Source organism: Streptomyces sp. NPDC046977, assembly GCF_040644455.1.
In the GTDB taxonomy this organism is placed as follows: Bacteria; Actinomycetota; Actinomycetes; order Streptomycetales; family Streptomycetaceae; genus Actinacidiphila.
Genome location: NZ_JBEYWO010000002.1, coordinates 27,154 through 45,226, shown reverse-complemented (window position 1 = coordinate 45,226; position 18,073 = coordinate 27,154). Strand labels below are relative to the sequence as shown.

16 protein-coding genes are annotated in these 18,073 nt (G+C 72.7%); 7 read left to right on the top strand and 9 right to left on the bottom strand.

Translation table 11 applies throughout. The features are described 5' to 3' along the window. Positions 1–3 precede the first annotated feature (3 nt). The 4 genes from ABZ883_RS02680 to ABZ883_RS02665 all read right to left on the bottom strand — a co-directional run bounded on the left by ABZ883_RS02680 (position 4) and on the right by ABZ883_RS02665 (position 4,629). On the bottom strand, positions 4–834 hold the full coding sequence (locus tag ABZ883_RS02680) for an aldose 1-epimerase (RefSeq protein ID WP_360900351.1): 831 nt from the start codon (positions 832–834) through the stop codon (positions 4–6). A gap of 10 nt (positions 835–844) precedes the next feature. After that, complete coding sequence (locus tag ABZ883_RS02675; RefSeq protein WP_360900348.1) at positions 845–1,729, bottom strand: SRPBCC domain-containing protein; 885 nt, start codon at positions 1,727–1,729, stop codon at positions 845–847. A 725-nt stretch (positions 1,730–2,454) separates the two neighbouring features. Then, entirely contained in the window at positions 2,455–3,987 is a 1,533-nt protein-coding gene (locus tag ABZ883_RS02670) for a polyamine aminopropyltransferase (protein ID WP_360900345.1), read from the bottom strand. 108 nt (positions 3,988–4,095) lie between these two features. Further along, the gene (locus tag ABZ883_RS02665; protein ID WP_360900342.1) at positions 4,096–4,629 is read right to left on the bottom strand and encodes a DUF2617 family protein; all 534 of its coding nucleotides are present in this window, start codon (positions 4,627–4,629) and stop codon (positions 4,096–4,098) included. A gap of 786 nt (positions 4,630–5,415) precedes the next feature. Between ABZ883_RS02665 and ABZ883_RS02660 the strand changes: the two genes are divergently transcribed. Next, on the top strand, positions 5,416–6,609 hold the full coding sequence (locus ABZ883_RS02660) for a pyridoxal phosphate-dependent aminotransferase (protein ID WP_360900339.1): 1,194 nt from the start codon (positions 5,416–5,418) through the stop codon (positions 6,607–6,609). Here ABZ883_RS02660 and ABZ883_RS02655 read toward each other — a convergent pair. From ABZ883_RS02655 to clpB, 4 genes are all read right to left on the bottom strand, one after another. After that, positions 6,599–6,967, bottom strand: coding sequence for a hypothetical protein (locus ABZ883_RS02655; protein ID WP_360900336.1), 369 nt, complete (start codon positions 6,965–6,967; stop codon positions 6,599–6,601). The genes ABZ883_RS02660 and ABZ883_RS02655 overlap by 11 nt on opposite strands. Then, positions 6,964–7,437: a prevent-host-death family protein gene (locus ABZ883_RS02650; protein ID WP_360900333.1), complete on the bottom strand. Its 474-nt coding sequence runs from the start codon at positions 7,435–7,437 to the stop codon at positions 6,964–6,966. The genes ABZ883_RS02655 and ABZ883_RS02650 overlap by 4 nt, the downstream gene beginning before the upstream one ends. Before the next feature lie 133 nt (positions 7,438–7,570). Next, positions 7,571–8,107, bottom strand: a complete 537-nt coding sequence (locus ABZ883_RS02645) for a YbjN domain-containing protein (protein WP_360900330.1) — start codon at positions 8,105–8,107, stop codon at positions 7,571–7,573. Between the two features lie 95 nt (positions 8,108–8,202). Further along, positions 8,203–10,800, bottom strand: a complete 2,598-nt coding sequence (gene clpB / locus ABZ883_RS02640) for an ATP-dependent chaperone ClpB (RefSeq protein ID WP_360900327.1) — start codon at positions 10,798–10,800, stop codon at positions 8,203–8,205. A 363-nt stretch (positions 10,801–11,163) separates the two neighbouring features. Between clpB and ABZ883_RS02635 the strand changes: the two genes are divergently transcribed. The 5 genes from ABZ883_RS02635 (at position 11,164) to ABZ883_RS02615 (ending at position 15,376) form a co-directional block, all read left to right on the top strand. After that, complete coding sequence (locus ABZ883_RS02635) at positions 11,164–11,568, top strand: TIGR03618 family F420-dependent PPOX class oxidoreductase (protein WP_360900324.1); 405 nt, start codon at positions 11,164–11,166, stop codon at positions 11,566–11,568. A 104-nt stretch (positions 11,569–11,672) separates the two neighbouring features. Beyond that, complete coding sequence (locus ABZ883_RS02630) at positions 11,673–13,268, top strand: Hsp70 family protein (protein ID WP_360900321.1); 1,596 nt, start codon at positions 11,673–11,675, stop codon at positions 13,266–13,268. 22 nt (positions 13,269–13,290) lie between these two features. Further along, positions 13,291–14,451 carry a hypothetical protein gene (locus ABZ883_RS02625; RefSeq protein WP_360900319.1) on the top strand — a complete coding sequence of 387 codons (1,161 nt, stop codon included), beginning with the start codon at positions 13,291–13,293 and terminating at the stop codon, positions 14,449–14,451. Continuing rightward, positions 14,448–15,053 carry a nucleotide exchange factor GrpE gene (gene grpE, locus ABZ883_RS02620; RefSeq protein ID WP_360900316.1) on the top strand — a complete coding sequence of 202 codons (606 nt, stop codon included), beginning with the start codon at positions 14,448–14,450 and terminating at the stop codon, positions 15,051–15,053. The genes ABZ883_RS02625 and grpE overlap by 4 nt, the downstream gene beginning before the upstream one ends. Before the next feature lie 20 nt (positions 15,054–15,073). Next, a complete protein-coding gene (locus ABZ883_RS02615; RefSeq protein ID WP_360900313.1) occupies positions 15,074–15,376 on the top strand; it encodes an NIPSNAP family protein in 303 nt (100 codons plus the stop codon). Here the strand turns inward: ABZ883_RS02615 and ABZ883_RS02610 are convergent. After that, a complete protein-coding gene (locus ABZ883_RS02610; protein ID WP_360900310.1) occupies positions 15,334–15,798 on the bottom strand; it encodes a hypothetical protein in 465 nt (154 codons plus the stop codon). The two genes, ABZ883_RS02615 and ABZ883_RS02610, sit on opposite strands and share 43 nt — an antisense overlap. Before the next feature lie 238 nt (positions 15,799–16,036). Here ABZ883_RS02610 and ABZ883_RS02605 point away from each other — a divergent pair, with 238 nt between their 5' ends. Beyond that, entirely contained in the window at positions 16,037–18,058 is a 2,022-nt protein-coding gene (locus ABZ883_RS02605; protein WP_360900307.1) for a PA14 domain-containing protein, read from the top strand. Positions 18,059–18,073 lie beyond the last annotated feature (15 nt).

Genomic DNA, 18,073 nt, shown 5'->3' with positions numbered 1-18,073 from the left:
AGCCTATCCGAGCCGTTCCCAGGCCCAGGTCGCCCGCATCTCCAGCGGCTCGATCGGGGTCACCAGCCGCGGGTCGGTGTTGAGGCCGTTGGGCGGGCCGGACTGCGGCTCGACGCAGATCGCCTCGGGCTGCTCGTCGTACAGCACCACCCACGGCGCCGGGCTGGTGACCCGCAGCCGCAGCTCACCCGGCCAGGTCAGCGTCACGTCCACACCGTCCGGCATGCCGAAGCAGTCGTCCCACGGGCGCGGCTTGGGGTCGACCCGGCGCCCGGTGGGCAGGTGGTCCTCGCCGCGCTCCTCCATCCAGCCGGGGGAGAAGGCGATCCCGGCGTCCTCGCCACCGCGGCCGAGGTTGCGCAGGAACCACGGGTGCCAGCCGGCCTGGGCGGGGAAGGAGTCGCCGGTGGTCTCCACACTCATGGTGAGCTCGGCGTGGTCCTCGGCGAGCACGAAGCGCTGGGTGACCCGGCCCTTGTACGGCCAGGGCTCGGCCAGGTCGAAGTAGAAGCTGGCCTCGGTGGCGGTGCCGCCGGGGGCCTGCGCCCACGCGGTGTGCCGGCCGGTGCCGTGGATGGCGTGCGGGCCGGCGTCGCGCGGCAGCTGGTGCAGCACGCCACCGTTGCGGAACTGCCCGTCCCGGGTGCGGCCGCACCACGGCACCATCGGGAACGAGCCGAACTTCTCGCCCTGCCTGAGCAGCTCCACGCCGTCGACGGTCAGCGACGCGACACGGCAGCCGCGATCCGGGTGGATCGTCAGCCGTGCCTGTCCCGCCTCGAGTTGGACTGCGTTCTCGTCGGTTCGCCCGTCATGGGTCTGGTCCGTGGCCACGCACCAGACCCTACGGGAACGACCGCCTGCGGCGCCTCAGCACGCGCCCCGCGACCACCGCCGACAGCAGCAGCGCGGCGGCGGCGGGGGCGTAGCGGCGCAGCGAGGCCGTGGCCGAACCGTTCTGCGGGGCCGGCACGGGGGCGTACCGGCCGCGCGGCGGGGCGTGGTCGACCTCCTCGGCGCTGCGGCCGATGAGGGTGCGGCGGGCGTAGGCGGCCTCGGCGGGCAGGTCGATCCCGGCGGGGTCCTCCGGGACGTCCGGGACCCGGCCGATGGGGCCGATGCCGTCGATGTCCTCGTCCTCGTCATCGAGGTCGTCCGCGAGGTCGTCGTCGGGTTCCTCGGGTTCCCCGGGGCCGCGGGTCTCGTGCACGTCGTGCACGGTGAACTCGTCGACCTGCGCGGGCAGGTCCTCCTCGGCGAGGTCCACCAGGCCGGCGACCTCCTCGATGCCCTCCCCGGCCGGCTCCAGGTCGGAGGTGAGAGCGGCGGCGAAACGGTCCAGCAGCCGGACGCCGGCGGCCGCCGCCACGGCGTCGTCGTACTCCGCGAGCCGCCCGTCGGCCTGCGCCCCGCCGGTGAAGGTCAGCAGCGTCCCGCCCGACACGGCGTCCACACCGACCTCCAGCGCCAGTTTGACCGTGCCGGCACCGCGGGCCTCCACCGCCTCGCCCTCGACGGACAGGCCGCCGCCACGCGGGGCCAGCCGGAGGGTGCCGCGGTAGGTGATCGTCGAGCCGCCGATGCGGAGCCTCAGCCGGCCGGCAAGGCCCTCGGCTGCACCTGCGTCACGCTGGAGGCCGGGAACGCAGCGGGCGACGCGCTCCAGGTCGGCGAGCGCCTGGCGAATGGTTTCGGCCGGAAACGGAACGAACACCTCATGCGGCTCCATGCGGGCGAGCCTAATAGCCCCCGGCACGATCCGTCGGGCGATCGGGCCGGGTTCGCGCCCCCGGGTGGCGCCCACGCGCGCCTGACGGCCCTGCCCGACCGGGGCACCCCGCCTCGCGTGCCGACCCGGCACGCGACACCCACGCAACCCTGGTCAGCCCGTTCGCGGATGCATCAACGTGGACGGCGGCGATCACACACCGCAAACGCACCCGCACGGTGCCGGCGACGACGCCCAGCCGCCCCGGGCCTGCCGTCGCAGACACATCGTCCCAGCGCACGCTCAGCCCATGCGGGGTGCACCAACGCGCGGGGCAGCGCATCGCGCACCACAGACGCAGCCGCGCGGCGGTAGCGAGCGGCACACCCGTCCGACCCGGGTCAGCCGTCGCAAACGCACCGGCCGCCGCGACGCGCGCGAGCGCCACCCAACCCCCGCACGCACACGCACCAACGCGGGCAGCGACACATCACGCACCGCAGGTGCACCCGGGCGGCGGCCGCGAACGGCTCTCGCCCAACCCGAGTCAGCCGTACGCGGATGCATGACGTGGGCGTCCACCGGCACCCGCTCAGGCCGCGTGCTGACGCATCAACGCGGACAGCGGCAGACCACGCACCGCAGACGCAGCCGCGCGGCAGTCGGGAGCGGCACCCGCCCGACCCGGGTCAGCCATCGCAGACGCACCGGCCCAGCGCGCGCGAGCGCCACCCACGCAACCCCGGTCAGCCCGTGCGCGGATGCATCAGCGTGGAGGGCGGCAGGTCGCGTACCGCGGACGCGTCCGCGCGACGGGCGGCTGCCGCGAGCGAGGCGGGGGACAGCGAGCGCAGGCGGGGGGTGTCCGCCGCCAGGCGCAGGGGCGGGGGGTGCCGGGCGGCGAGGACGAAGCCCCAGTCGCCGACCCAGTAGTCGGCGGTACGAAAGCCCGCCGCGCGGACCGTGGCGTCGACGGTCCAGAAGCCCTGCTGCGGCGCGCCCGCGTGCACGGCCAGCCGCCCGCCCGGGGCCAGTGCGCGCTCGGCCAGGCCGTAGAACTCCTGCGAGTACAGCTTCGCGCTGCGTGACATCCCCGGGTCGGGCAGATCGGCCAGCACGACGTCGTACGCGCCCGGAGCCTGCGGCGACCGGCGCAGCCAGTCGAAGGCGTCCCCGGCCCGCACCCGTACCCGCGGGTCGCGGTAGGCGTGCCGGTTCAGCCGGGAGAGCTCCGGGTCGGTGCGGGCGAGCGCGACGAGTTCGGCGTCGAGGTCGACCAGCGTGACCGAGCGGACGCCGGGGTGGCGCAGCACTTCCCGCAGCGCGAGGCCGTCGCCCCCGCCGAGGACGAGCACGCGGCGGTGCGGCCCGGCCATCGCGGGATGGACCAGGGCCTCGTGGTAGCGGTACTCGTCGCGGCCGGACACGCGCAGCCGCCCGTCGAGCCAGAGCCGCAGCGGGGGGCCGGTGAGCACGACTTCCTGGACCGCGGTCCGCTCGGCCAGCCGCACGTGGCCGCCGTACAGGGCCTCCCGCGCCGCCCGTTCGAAGGGCCCGGCCGCCCAGGCCGCCGCGGCCAGCACCGCCAAAACGGCGACATTGGCGGTGAGCAGCCGGGCACGCGCCCGGGCGGTCACATCGGCGCGGAACAGCCACAGCACGACGATCCCGCCCGCGACCGCGTTGACCGCGCCGGTGAACAGCGCGCCGGTCAACTGGCCCAGGCAGGGCAGCAGAAGGAAGGGGAAGGCGAGGCCGCCGACCAGGGCGCCCACGTAGTCCGCGGCGAAGAGGTCGGCGACGGCGCCCCCCGCTTCCTGCCTGCGGATCCGCTGGATCAGCGTCATCAGCAGCGGGACCTCGGCCCCGATGAGCACCCCGATCGCGAACGCGAGGCCCACCATGGCCGGACGGGACTGGCCGTACCAGGCGAAGCCCGCGTACAGCCCCATCACCGACAGCCCGCCGACGAGCGCCAGCGCGATCTCCACCGCGGCGAAGCCGACCGCCGGTGTGCAGGTGAGCCGCTTGGCGAGCAGGGAGCCCACGCCCATGGCGAAGACCATGACCGACAGCACGACGGACGCCTGGGTGACGGAGTCGCCGACCAGGTACGAGGCGAGGGCGACCAGTTCGAGCTCGTACACCAGTCCGCACGCGGCGCAGACGAAGACCACGGCCAGCACCAGGGCCCGCGCCCGCCCCGCCGGGACGGGCAGCCGGAGCCGGCCCGCCGGGGGCCGGGACCCGGCCGCGGTGGAGGTCGACTGGTCGATCATGTCTGCACGCTATGTCACGGGTACGGCGTCGGACGTCACCCACAGGGGTGCGACGGGTGGCACCCGGCGGCGCGTTGACGCCCCGGAGGTCGCCCGCCGTACCCACGCTCATGTCTGCGCGCTCAGCCTCGACCGGGTCGCGACCAACCGCCCCTCCTGGGGGTACGCGTGCCAGGTGCGCCACAGCACGCTCCCGCCGCTGTACTGCACGAGCATCGCGGTGAACGCATGCGGATCACCAGGGAACGTGCCCGCGAGGCCGTTGGGGTGATCGGCCACGAGTGCGAGCAACTCCTGTGCGCGTCCGGCGAAACCGCCCCACGTCAGCGTCTCGATCCGCGCCGCGAACTCGTAGTCCCAGCCGGCGACCCGTCTGGCCACCCCGAAGGGCAGCGGCGTGCTGCTGCCCGGCATGCAGGCCACGGTCTCCGAGCACCGTCCGCTCGGCGAGTCCAGGAGGACCTGGTGGGACGCTCCGAGCAGCCGCAGCTGGACCTGGACCGCGGGCGCGGCGACCGCCGTCCCGATGCCCGGGAGTTCACGGTCGAGCACGGCCAGCGCCGGCAGCTCTTCCTTTCCCAGACACCAGGCCAGGTCCCCGGCGCGGGTGTCGGTGTAGGCGGTCTGAAGGGTGGTGAGCATGGAGTCGGCTCCGCAGGCGCATCGCGAGCAAGCAGGGAAGGAGGAAGAAGGCCGGGAAGGAAAAATTCACACGGAAGAAGGCGGGGCGACCCGCGACTGTGGGGAAATCGCCCGTCGGCATGCGCCCACGCAGGGGTCGGAGAATACGCAATCATGAAAGGCGCGCCGTCCTCAGCCTTTTTACCCATCTCCACCCGCTTTACATCCCCAAGGGCGTCCACGGGTTCAGGTGTTCACCACAAATGCGCCCGACGGGCGAGTAACCCACCGGGCGCATATGCGATTCGCCTCGGGCAATGCGCAATTTCGTATCGTCAGCTTCCGCCGCCGCAGCCCCCGCCGCCGCCGCAGGAACTCCCACCGCCGCAGGAACTGCCCCCACCGCAGGAGGAGTGGCCTCCGCCGCCGCAGGAGTGGTGGCTTCCGTGGCCGCTGTCGCCTCCCCCGTGGTGACTGCCGTGGTGACTGCCGTGGTGACCCCCGCCTCCCCCGTGCGGCGACGGGCCGCTGTCCCCCGCCCACCAGGCGCCGGCCGACGCCCCGCCCGCATCGGCGGCCGACGAGCCGAACCCGCTCCGGCCTCGGCCCCGCCCCCGATGGCCGCTCCGAGCGGCCGCGACCACCAGTCCCAGCATCAGGCCGAACCCTATGAGGATCACCAGAATGACAACAAGAGGTCCCATCGGTACCACCCCCCGCTTTCCTTGCTTTCCGTTGTGCCACGGTGATGCCCTTGGCCCTCGGGGCCGAAAGCAAAGTTGAGGAAGTCCAGAGGTTCGGCGGAGGATGGCCGTCATGACCTCCTCGCGACCCCCGCTCAACCGCGCACTCGCAGAGTTCGGCACCACCATCTTCGCCGAGATGTCGGCCCTCGCCGCCCGCACCGGAGCGATCAACCTCGGCCAGGGATTCCCCGACACCGACGGCCCCGAGGAAGTCCGCGAGGCCGCCGTCCGGGCGCTGCGCGACGGCCGCGGCAACCAGTACCCGCCCGGGCCGGGCGTGCCCGAGCTGCGGCAGGCCGTCGCCGGTCACCAGGCGCGCTTCCACGGCCTGACGTACGACCCGGACACCGAGGTCCTGGTCACCGCGGGCGCCACCGAGGGCATCGCCGCCGCCATGCTCGGGCTGCTCGAACCGGGGGACGAGGTGATCGCCTTCGAGCCGTTCTACGACTCGTACGCCGCCTGCATCGCCATGGCCGGCGCCGTCCGCGTCCCGCTCACCCTGCGCGCCCCCGCCTTCCGCCCCGACCTCGACGCGCTGCGCGACGCGATCACCCCCCGCACCCGGCTGCTGCTGCTCAACAGCCCCCACAACCCCACCGGGACGGTGCTCAGCCGCGAGGAACTGACCGCCGTCGCGGAACTCGTGCTCGAACACGACCTGCTGGTCGTCACCGACGAGGTCTACGAGCACCTGACCTACGACAGCGAGCACATCCCGCTCGCCGCCCTGGCCGACCGCTTCCCGGGCCTGCGCGAGCGCGTCGTCACCATCTCCAGCGCGGGCAAGACGTTCTCGTTCACCGGGTGGAAGGTCGGCTGGGTCACCGCCGCCCCGCCCCTGGTGAGCGCGGTCCGCGCGGCCAAGCAGTACCTGACGTACGTGGCCTCCGGCCCGTTCCAGTACGCCGTCGCGGAAGCCCTCGCCCTGCCCGACGCCTACTTCCGCGACTTCCGCGACGGCATGCGGCGCAAGCGCGACCTGCTCGCCGACGGGCTGCGCGCGGCCGGATTCGAGGTCCACGAGCCGCAGGGCACGTACTTCATCACCACCGACATCACCCCCTTCGGCGAGAAGGACGCCCTCGCCTTCTGCCGCGCCCTCCCCGAACGGTGCGGCGTCGTCGCCGTCCCCAACTCCGTCTTCTACGACGACCCGGACGCGGGCCGCAGCCAGGTCCGCTTCGCGTTCTGCAAGCGCGACGACGTCCTCACGGAGGCGGCCGCTCGCCTCCGTGAGGCGTTCACCGGCTGAGCGGGGTTATTCGGTGTCCTTCGGATGCCGCGGGGGAGGCGTACACGAGGATCACGGTCGAGGTCTCCGGACTGACCAGGTAACGGACCCGGCCGCCGCTGGTGATCTCGTACTCCCACTGCTCGAGTTCGGAGCCCTTCCACTCCCTGGTGGCATGCCTGCCGCGGAGCTGGTGCTGCCGGTTCCAGTCGGCCCGCGACAACGGGTCGGTGCGAAGGGCCTCCAGGCAGCGGTGCGCGTTCGGCAGCGCCACCCTGCACAGTTCCTCCCGGCCCGTCACGGCCTCCGTCGTCCCGTGGATGACGTTCCAGCCGCTCAGCGGGGGGACGCTGACCCGGTCACCCCTCTTCGGGGTCACTCGTGGGCCTCGACGGGGCCGAGGTCGGCGTCGCCGAGCGGCATGCGGGCCGACCTGAGCTGGTCGGGGTCGGCGTTGATGCGGGCCGTCGCGCGCCACGACACGATCGCCCGGTGCACGGCCTCCCTGGCGCCCAGTTCGGCGGCGTCGGACAGCGCCTCCAGGAGCTCTACGGTGAACGCGCGGACCTCCTCGCCGTCCAAGTGGCGCACCCAGGGGAACACTTCGGGCAGCGCGAGCAGCAGGGACTTGGCGCCGTCGTCCTGCTTCATCAGCGCGAGGAACAGCCGGGACGCGGTGGTCAGGTTCTCCTCGGTGCGCTCGGCCTGTATCGCCGTGGTCAGCACCATGTCGGGTGCGTCCCGGTGCGTGACGCGCAGGCACCCGAGGGCGGCGGCCCTGGCGGCGACGGCCTTGGGGTTCCGCGACAGGTCGGTGAAGGAGACGGATTCCGAGTGCAGCGTGGCCATACTCAGACTGTACTCTGATTTCGGCCGGACAGCGGGGCGGGGCGGGGCGACCGCCGCCGGAAACGGCGGCAGCCCGGCCGGGCGCGGCCGCCGGGGGCGGTCGTGCGGGGCCGGGCTGCCGCGTTGGCCTGCGTCAGTCCTCGGTGTCGCCGTCGGCCTCACCGTCGGGGGAGTCGGCGTCCTTCTCCAGGCCCAGCGCCTCGAGGATCCACTTCTCGAACTCGATGGACGCGCGCACCCAGCTGACCGTGCTGGAGACGAAGTGCTCCAGGCCGACGCCGAGACCGATCAGCATCTGGGCCTCGCCGATCAGGCGGACGGTGCCGTCGTCGTGGGTGTGCGTGTAGACCTTCGGCCACAGCGTGCGGCGGTTCCAGTCGTCGAGCGCCTCGTGCAGCTGAGGCTTGTCCTCGATGCTGTACGGGCGGTCGTAGAAGGTCCGGACCGCGAAGATCTGCTGGTCCTCCTCCCCGCGGAACATGAAGTAGGTGCGGAACTCCTCCCACGGCGCGGCGAGGTCGCCCTCCTCGTCGACGACGTACTTGAGCTCCATCTGCTCCAGCAGCTGCTTGACCAGATCCTGGTCAGGAATGACCACGTTCCCGGCAGGGCCGGGCTGGGGGTCCGGCTGGCCCCCGAAATTCGGAATCGAGGACGGGTCGATGCTCACCTTGGAGTTCCCTTCGTACGGATAACACCATCCTCCCTCACGGCGGGCCGCGCTGTGCAAGCGCGGCCCGTCCTGCCGGCGACGCGTCGCCGGACTCAGAGAGTCTTCCCGGTGGCCGCTCCCACCAGCAGCTGGTCACCGACCCGGTCGACCCGCACCGTGTCACCGTCCCTGACCTCGCCGGCCAGGATCTCGCGGGCGAGCTGGTCGCCGATCGCGGTCTGCACCAGGCGGCGCAGCGGACGGGCGCCGTAGGCCGGGTCGTTGCCCTCCTCGGCCAGCCAGTCCAGCGCCTCGTCGGTGATGTCGAGGCCGATTCGGCGGTCGCGCAGCCGCCGGGCCAGGCGGTCGATCTGCAGCCGGGCGATGTGCCGCAGTTCGTCCTTGCCGAGGGCGGTGAAGACGACGATGTCGTCCAGCCGGTTCAGGAACTCCGGCTTGAAGGAGGTGCGGACCGTCTCCAGGACGCTCTCCTTCTTCTCCTCGTCGCTCAGCACCGGGTCGACCAGGTACTGGCTGCCGAGGTTGGAGGTGAGGACGAGGATGGTGTTGCGGAAGTCGACGGTGCGGCCCTGGCCGTCGGTGAGCCTGCCGTCGTCGAGCACCTGGAGCAGGACGTCGAAGACCTCGGGGTGCGCCTTCTCCACCTCGTCCAGCAGCACCACCGTGTACGGGCGGCGGCGCACGGCCTCGGTCAGCTGGCCGCCCTCCTCGTAGCCGACGTAGCCGGGAGGCGCTCCGACCAGGCGGGCGACGGAGTGCTTCTCGCCGTACTCGCTCATGTCGATGCGGACCATGGCCCGCTCGTCGTCGAAGAGGAAGTCGGCGAGCGCCTTGGCCAGCTCGGTCTTGCCGACGCCGGTCGGGCCGAGGAAGAGGAACGAGCCGGTGGGACGGTCCGGGTCGGCGATGCCGGAACGGGAGCGGCGCACCGCGTCGGACACCGCGCGCACGGCCTCGGTCTGGCCGATCAGCCGCTTGCCGAGCTCCTCCTCCATGCGCAGCAGCTTCTGGGTCTCGCCCTCCATCAGGCGTCCGGCCGGGATGCCGGTCCAGGCGGCGACCACGTCGGCCACGTCGTCCGGGCCGACCTCCTCCTTGACCATCGTGCCGCGCTTGGCCACCTCTTCGGCCTCGGTGGCCTCGGCGAGCTCCGCCTCCAGCTTGGGCTTCTCGCCGTACATCAGCTTGGACGCGGCCTCGAAGTCGCCGTCGCGCTGGGCGCGCTCGATGCGGGTGGTCAGGTCGTCCAGGCGCTCCTTGAGCTCGCCGACCCGGTTCAGGCCCTCCTTCTCCTTCTCCCAGCGGGCGGTCAGGCCGCGCAGTTCCTCGTCCTTGTCGGCGAGGTCCTTGCGCAGCTTCTCCAGCCGCTGCTTGGAGGCGGGGTCGGTCTCCTTCTCCAGCGCCATCTCCTCCATGCGGAGCCGGTCGACGGAGCGCTGCAGCTCGTCGATCTCGACGGGGGAGGAGTCGATCTCCATGCGCAGCCGCGAGGCGGCCTCGTCGACCAGGTCGATGGCCTTGTCGGGCAGGAAGCGCGCGGTGATGTAGCGGTCGGACAGGGTGGCGGAGGCGACGAGGGCGGCGTCGGCGATCTGCACCTTGTGGTGCGCCTCGTAGCGGCCCTTGAGTCCGCGCAGGATCGCGATGGTGTCCTCGACGCTGGGCTCGGCCACCAGCACCTGCTGGAAGCGGCGCTCCAGGGCGGGGTCCTTCTCGATGCGCTCGCGGTACTCGTCGAGCGTGGTCGCGCCGACCATGCGCAGCTCGCCGCGGGCCAGCATCGGCTTGAGCATGTTGCCCGCGTCCATGGCGGAGTCGCCGCCGGCGCCCGCGCCGACGACGGTGTGCAGTTCGTCGATGAAGGTGACGATCCGGCCGTCGCTGGCCTTGATCTCCGCCAGGACCGCCTTCAGCCGCTCCTCGAACTCGCCGCGGTACTTGGCGCCGGCGACCATCGCACCGAGGTCGAGGGCGACCAGGCGCTTGTTGCGCAGGCTCTCGGGCACGTCGCCCTTGACGATGCGCTGGGCCAGGCCCTCGACGACCGCGGTCTTGCCGACGCCGGGCTCGCCGATGAGGACGGGGTTGTTCTTGGTGCGCCGGGACAGCACCTGCACCACGCGCCGGATCTCGTTGTCCCGGCCGATGACCGGGTCGAGCTTGCCCTCGCGGGCCGCGGCGGTGAAATCGGTGCCGTACTTCTCGAGCGCCTTGTACGTGCCCTCGGGATCGGGTGTCGTCACGCGCTGACCTCCCCTGATCTGCTCGAACGCGTCCTGCAGCTTCTTGCCTGTGGCACCGTACTGCGCCAGCAGCCCGCCGGCGGCCCCGCCCTTGAGGGCGATGCCGATCAGCAGATGCTCGGTGGACACATAGGCGTCCCCGAGTTCCTTCGCGCGTGCGGTGGCGTCCGCGATCACGGCGAGCAGCTCACGGCTCGCCTGCGGGGGCGCCACCGTGCTGCCCTGCACGCTGGGCAGTCCGGCCAGCAGCCGCTCGGCCCCGGTCCGCACCGCGGCGGCGTCGGCACCGGTGGCGGCGAGCACGTCCAGCACGCTGTCGTTCTCAGGCTGCTCCAGAAGCGCGAGCAGCAGGTGCGCGGGGGTCAGGTCCGCGTGGCCCTCGGACACCGCCTTGGTGTTGGCGGCACCGACGGCCTCCCGGCTCTTGTTGGTCAGCTCGGCGTCCACGTCCGCGTACTCCTCCTTCTGAAGCCACTTAGAAGCTGCCTGGTTCAGCGTGAGACAAGTTGAGTCTATTCCACTCAAGTCTGCGAATGCCAGCTCCGGGGGCCGAAAAGCCCGGGCGTCCCGTCCTCTGTCCGCGCCTCACCGCCGCCGCGCAGGCATCCGTGCCCGCTTCGACGGCAGCCCCGTGAGCCGCCTCCGGAAGGGGGTGGGCAAACCTTGGAGGCGACTTCGCCGCCTCCAAGGAGAGAGCCGACGTCCCGTTCGCCCACGAGCCCCGCACCGTGACCTCCGGCGACGGGGGCCGAGCCGCCCGCGCCCAGGGCTCCATCGCCCCGGCGCCCACCGGGTGACATCCTTCCCGGTATGACCCTCGACCCGCGCGACCCCGACCCCGGTTACCTCGCCTTCTGGCAGGAGTACCTGATGAGCACGCTCACGACCCACCGGCCCGATGGCTCTCCGCACGTCGTGCCGGTGGGGGTGACGTACGACCCCGGGGCGGGGCTCGCGCGGGTGATCACCAACAAGGCGAGCCGCAAGGTCGCCAACATCCTGGCGGCCGGGCCGGAAGGGGCCGGGGTCGCGGTCTGCCAGGTCGACAAGGGGCGCTGGGCGACGCTGGAGGGCGTGGCCCGGGTCAACACCGACCCGGAGGCCGTCGCGGACGCCGTGCGCCGCTACGCCGAGCGCTACGGCCGCACCCCGGCCCCGAACCCGGACCGGGTCGTCGTCGAGATCGCGCTGACCCGCGCCATGGGCCGCGCCTGAACCCCTTTGACCCCGTCAATCCCATCCCGTGAACACCCCTGCATGTTGCATGATTGACGCTCCGGCAGATTCGGGCGTCATGACGTACGGGGAGGTGCCCGGGGGTGGCACGGGTTGTGGGAATCGATCTGGGAACGACGTACTCCGCGGTGGCGGTGGCCGACCGGACCGGCACCGCGTCCGTCGTCCGCAACCGTGAGGGGGAGAACATCACCCCGTCCGTGGTGATGTTCCAGGGCGACACCGTCGTCGTCGGCTCGCAGGCCAAGCGGTCCGCGGCGACCGCGCCGGACCACGTCGTGCAGTTCGTCAAGCGCTACATGGGCGAGCCGCATCCCGTCTACACCTCCGAGTCGGGCACGGCCTTCCGCCCCGAGGAGATCTCCGCGCTGATCCTCAAGCGGCTCAAGGAGGACGCCGAGATGATGCTCGGCGAGCCGGTGGAGCGCGCCGTGATCACCGTCCCCGCGTACTTCGACGACGCCCGCCGGAGGGCCACCCAGGACGCCGGCCGGATCGCCGGCCTGGAGGTGCTGCGGATCGTCAACGAGCCGACCGCCGCCGCGCTGGCCTACGGCGTCGACCAGGACGAGGACGAGCACGTCGGCACCGTCCTCGTCTACGACCTGGGCGGCGGCACCTTCGACGTGACCGTGATGGAGGTCGAGGACGGCGACTACGACGTCGTCGCCACCGACGGCGACCGCAACCTCGGCGGCTTCGACTGGGACGGCGCCCTCATGGAGCACCTCAACGGTGCCTTCATGGCGGCCGGCGGCCCCGACCTCACCGAGGACAGCGCCACCCTCGCCGAACTGCGGGACAAGGCCGAGATCGCCAAGCGCACGCTGTCCAACGCCCCGCAGGCCGTCGTCGTGCTCTCGGCGGGCGGCCGGCACGAGCAGATCCGCGTCACCCGCGAGAGGTTCGAGGAGCTGACCGCCGAACTCCTGGACCGCACCCGCATCCTCACCGAGGGCGTCCTGGAGGAGTCCGGCCTGACCTGGGCCGACATCGACAAGGTGCTGCTGGTCGGCGGCTCCACGCGGATGCCGCAGGTCCCGGCGCTGGTCGAGCGGCTGTCCGGGAAGAGCGCGGAACGCGGCGTCAACCAGGACGAGGTGGTGGCGCTGGGCGCCGCGCTGATCGCCCTGGACGCCGAGGTGCGCGCCGAGCAGGCCGCGGAACGCAAGAAGTACATCGGCAGCGGCGCCCACGTGGAGTCCGCCCCCGGCGACGGCCTGGCCCGGCTGACCAAGGGCAGGGTCAAGTCCATCAAGGACGTCACCTCGCAGTCGCTGGGCATGGTCGCGGTGCACGCCGACGCGCCCGGCGCCCCCGAGTACAACGCGGTGATCATCACGCACAACACCACCGTCCCGGCCAAGGAGAGCGACACCTTCTACACCGTCTCCGAACGGCAGACCGCGCTGCGCGTGCAGGTCACCGAGGGCGAGGGCGAGGACCTGGACTACGTGAAGGTCGTCGGCGAGAGCACCCTCAAGATCCCGCCGTACCCCAAGGGCGCGCCCTTCGAGGTCTTCTACGCCTACGACGTGGACGGCATCATCCACGTCGAGGTCAAGGACCTGACCGCGGGCACGTGGCTGGGCGAGTTCGAGGTCGAGCGGCCCGACAACCTCGGCACCGGGGAGTTGGAGGAACTCAGCGACCGGGTGGCCCGTACCGCCGCCCTGTGACCGGAGCCGGAGGCGCCGCGCCATGACCGCGACCGAAGTCCCCGACTACTACACCGAGTTCGGGATCAGTACCAGCGCCACACCGGAGGAGATCGGCAAGCATCTCGACCGCGAGCACCGCAGCTGGGCGGGAAGGGCCGGCAAGGCCCCCTCCGCGGAGAAGCGGCGCGAGGCCGAGGACAAGGTGCAGCGCGTCCTGGACGCCCGCAAGGCGCTGACCGACCCCTCCGCCCGCGCCCTGTACGACCAGCGGCTCGCCCGCGCCAAGCGGAGCGTGCCGCGGCAGCCGCCCCGGCCGGAACCGGTGCAGCCCACCCTCGGCGGCACCGTCCGCGACTGGGTCGGCACCGCCCGGCGGCTCATCGCCGCGGGCGACCTGCAGGCCGCCGCCTACGAACTGCGCCAGGCCGTGCACCACGACGAGCGCAACGCCTTGGCCTGGCGGCTGCTCGGCGCCGTCCACAGCAGCCTCGGCGAGTACCGGGACGCCCTCCAGGAGCACGCGCGGGCCCTGGACCTGGAGCCCGACGACGCCGGCACCCACTACCTGGTCGGCACCGTCCACGCCGCTCTCGGCGACCACGGCACCGCGCTGAACTGGTACTTGAAGGCCGCCGTCCTCGCGCCCGGCGATCTGGACACCGAGATCGCCATCGGCGACGGGCTGTACGCGGCCTCGCGCTACGACGAGGCGCTGAACTGGTACGAGCAGGCCCTGAGCCACAGCAGCGGGCACGCCGGGCTGCGCAACCAGATCGCCCGCGTCTGGTCGCTGCGCGCCGAGGCCGCGATGGTCACGCACCCGCTCACCCGGCGGCTGGTCGTCGCCTCCGCGGAGTCCGCCCTGCGGGTGCTGCACTGCGTCGACCAGGGGCTCGCCGTCGGCCCCGGCGACCCGGAACTGGTGGGACGGCTGGAGTTCTACGCCGGCCTCGCGCGGGACGCCCTGCGCAAGACGTGGAACTGGCGCGGCAGCATGCTGCTGGTGATCTTCGCCGGCCTGGTGCCGGCCTTCCTCGCCGGCGACGGCAAGGTCGGCCTGTTCAGCGTGCTGGTGATGGCCGTCGTCGTGGTGTTCCTGGCCTGGTTCGGCTACCGGCCGCGGTGGTTCCACACCCGCAAGTCCCTTCCCCGGCACGCCCGCGACCCGCAGCGACAGCAGCAGCCCTGGAGCACCGTATGAGCACTCCGCCGCCCGTGCCGTCCGTACCGCCGGTCCCGCCGACGCCGCCCGCACCGCCCGGGCTCCCGCTGCCGCCGGAGGCCGTCGCGGCCGAGCCGGCGCCGGTGCCCGCGCCGGAGCCGCCCTCCCCCGACCCGTTCGCGATCGTCGCCGACGCCGTCGACGGGCTCCGGGAGGAAATGGCCTCGCTCGGCGACCAGTTCCGCCGCCGGATGCTGAACGACCGCGAGGGCCGCCGCGGTCTGGACGAACTGCGCACCGAGCTGGACCACACCCGCAAGGCCGCCGAGGGCCGCCTCATGCAGCCCCTGCTGTACGACCTCGTGCTGCTCCTGGACCGCATCGACCGCCACCCCGGCATCGACGGCGGCTTCGCCGACTCGGTGGGCGCCGAACTCCTCACCGTCCTGGAGAAGTACGGCATGACCCGCATCCCGGTCGCCGCCGGCCGCTTCGACCCCGCCCACCAGGAGGCCGTCGGCACCGTGCCCGCGCCCCGTCCCGAACTCGCGGGCGACGTCGCGGAAGTGGTCCGGCACGGCTACCGCGTCGGCGACCGTGTCGTCCGCCCCCAGCAGGTCCGCGTCCACGCGGCGCCCTGACATCCCTTGAGAGGTCCCGCATGACCGCGGCCGCGCAGTTGCAGTTGCGTACGTACACCATCAAGGACGGGATGCTCGACGCCTGGCTCGACCTGTGGCACGCCGAGATCGTGCCGCTGCGCCGCGCGCACGGCTTCGAGATCGGCCAGGCCTGGGTCGACCGGGAGCGCGGCCAGTTCGTCTGGCTGATCGGCTACGCGGGCGAGGACGGCTTCGCCGCGGCCAACACCCGTTACTGGAACAGCCCCGAGCGCGAGCGGATGCCGCTCCAGCCGGAGGACTACCTCGTGCGCAGCGAGGTCCGCGACGTCGAACCGGCCTGAGCCGCGGCCCACGCGGCCACCGCCGCCCACAGCGGCAGCCAGGCGGCGGCGAGCAGCGCCCCGGCGCCGAGCGCCGCGCCCGCCACGGTCACCTCGCGGCGCCGGGCCCACACGGAGCCGACGCCGCCGACCGCGAGCAGCGCCACGACCACGGGGACCGGCACCAGGTCCGCGTAGCGCGGCACCCCCTCCAGCCCGTAGGCCGCCACCCCGAGGCTCACCAGGACCAGCGCCAGGACGCCGGACACCCACCACGGCCCCTCGCGGTCCGAGGCGAGCCGCAGCGCGGCCCACATCGCCACCGTCGCCATCGCCACGTCCAGTCCCTCGGAGCGCCAGGCCAGCGCGTGCGGCACCGCCGCGGCCAGCATCCCGACGGCCAGACCCGGCACCACACCGGTCCACAGCGCTTCACGTGACATGTCCCGCGTCTTCCCCGCCTCTGCCCCCACACGCCCCGCCCGGCCGCCCCCGCCACCCCTTCGGCCGACGGGACCGCACCGTACGGGGGCGCGTCACGCCTCCGGCGCCGGACGGGGTGCGGGGACGCGGCGGCGCGGGAACCGCGCGGTCGGCAGGACACGGCATGATCACGACCACCCGCGACGCGGGTGCACAGGCGTTCGGGAGTGCCAGTATTTTCCTCCTCAGGAGGAATCTTTGACCACGCCTATACGAACGGGCGCCACCGCGCTCGTCCTTGCCACGGCGGCCGCGGCACTCGCACTGCCCGCCGGGACCGCCCACGCCGCCACCACCTGCTCCACCGGGGTGTGGACGGCGGCCTACTACGCCAACACCACGTTCAAGGGCACCCCGAAAAAGACCGCCTGCGACACCTCGATCAACGAGAACTGGGGCACCGGCCACCCCGCCGGCATCACACTCCCCAACGACAACTTCGGCGTGCGCTGGACGCTCAGCCGCGACTTCGGCTCCGGCGGTCCCTTCACCTTCACCGCCGCCGCCCGTGACGGCATCCGCGTCTACGTCGACTCCAGCCTCAAGATCAACCTCTGGAAGGACGTCTCCACCACCCAGACCAAGACCCTCAACCTCACCGTCCCCAAGGGCCGCCACACCCTCCGCGTCGACTTCGGCGCCTTCAAAAGCAGCGCCAACGTCAAGTTCACGTACGCGCCGCGCACGACGGCATCGGTCGACAAGGTGAAACCGCTGACGCCGACCGGGCTGAAGGCCCCGGCCACCGGGCACGCGTTCACCCTCGCGTGGACCAAGAACGCGGAGATGGACCTCGCCGGGTACCGCGTCTACCGCCGCACCGGCTCGGGCGCCTGGACCCGGCTCGGCGGCACGGCCCCGGTGACCGCGACGTCCTACCGGGACCTGCCGGCATCCAACGGCGCCCGCTACTCGTACGCGGTCATGTCCGTCGACAAGGCCGGCAACGCCTCCGCGCTGTCGTCCGCGGTCACGGTCACCTCGATCGACGAGCAGGCCCCGGCCGCGCCGACCGGCCTGAAGGTCGTGGCCACCGCCGACGGCAAGGGCTACGCGCTCACGTGGACGGCGATCGCGGACGCGACCAGGTACCAGGTGTACCGGGCGACGTCGGCGACCGGCCCGTGGACCGCGCTCGGCACCCCGTCGGGCGCGTCGTACACGGACACCACGGCCGCTCCCAGGACGGCGTACGTGTACGCCGTCGCGGCGCAGGACGCCGCGGGGAACGCCTCCGCCAGGTCGGCGACCGCGAGCGCCGCCCCGCTGGTGATCCGGCCGGAGGCGCCCCGTGACGTGGCGGCGACCCCCCTCGGGAGCCTGATCGGCGCCAAGCTGACGTGGAGCCAGCCCAAGGCGCAGGTCGTCGGGACGTACACCGTGTACCGCTCGACCACCTCGCCGGTGAACCCGGCCACCGCGACCCGCGTCGACTGCACGATCGCCCACGAGGGCAACCTCGGTGCGGACCCCGCCCGGTTCAGCTGCACCGACACCAGCACATCCCTGCGGCGCGGCGTGACCTACCACTACGCCGTCGTCCAGACCGTCGACGGCCTCACGTCGGCACCCTCGAACCCGGCCTCCTTCACGACGCCCGGCGACGAGGTCCCCCCGGCCCTGGTCTCCGGTCTGACGGCCGAGCCGACGGGGTACGGGGTGCGTCTGCACTGGAACCCCAACACCGAGCCGGACCTGGCCCGTTACACGGTCTACCGCGGTGAGGTGTACGAGGACGAAGAGGGGCGGGTCTGCCTCGGCCACGCGGTCGAGTGGCTGGGCCCGGACGCCACCGGGTACCTCGCCGAGCGGCTGCCCGACGGCGAGCAGGGCTGCTACTTCGTCGACGCCGAGGACACCTCGGGCAACTCCCTCTTCGCTTCCGGCGAGGGGGTCTCCGTGGTGGAGTTCACCGAGCTCGACCTCACCCCCTCCGTCGGGACCCCCGAGGACTCGCCCGTGCGGCTGACCGCCGAGGACGTGACCGACGGCGTGCGGCTGGGCTGGAACGAGGTGACCGGCGCCGCCGGTTACCTCGTCTACCGCTGGGATCCGATCGACGGCCGGTACGAGAGCCTGACGCCGGACCCGGTGACGGGCACGACCTGGAAGGACACCACCGCGCCCCGCGGCACCACCCACTACTACTGGGTGACCGCCGTGGACGCGGACGGCACGGAGTCCGCGCCGGGCGGCGCCTACGCGGTCCTGGCGCCCTAGGGCGTGTTTCGAAAG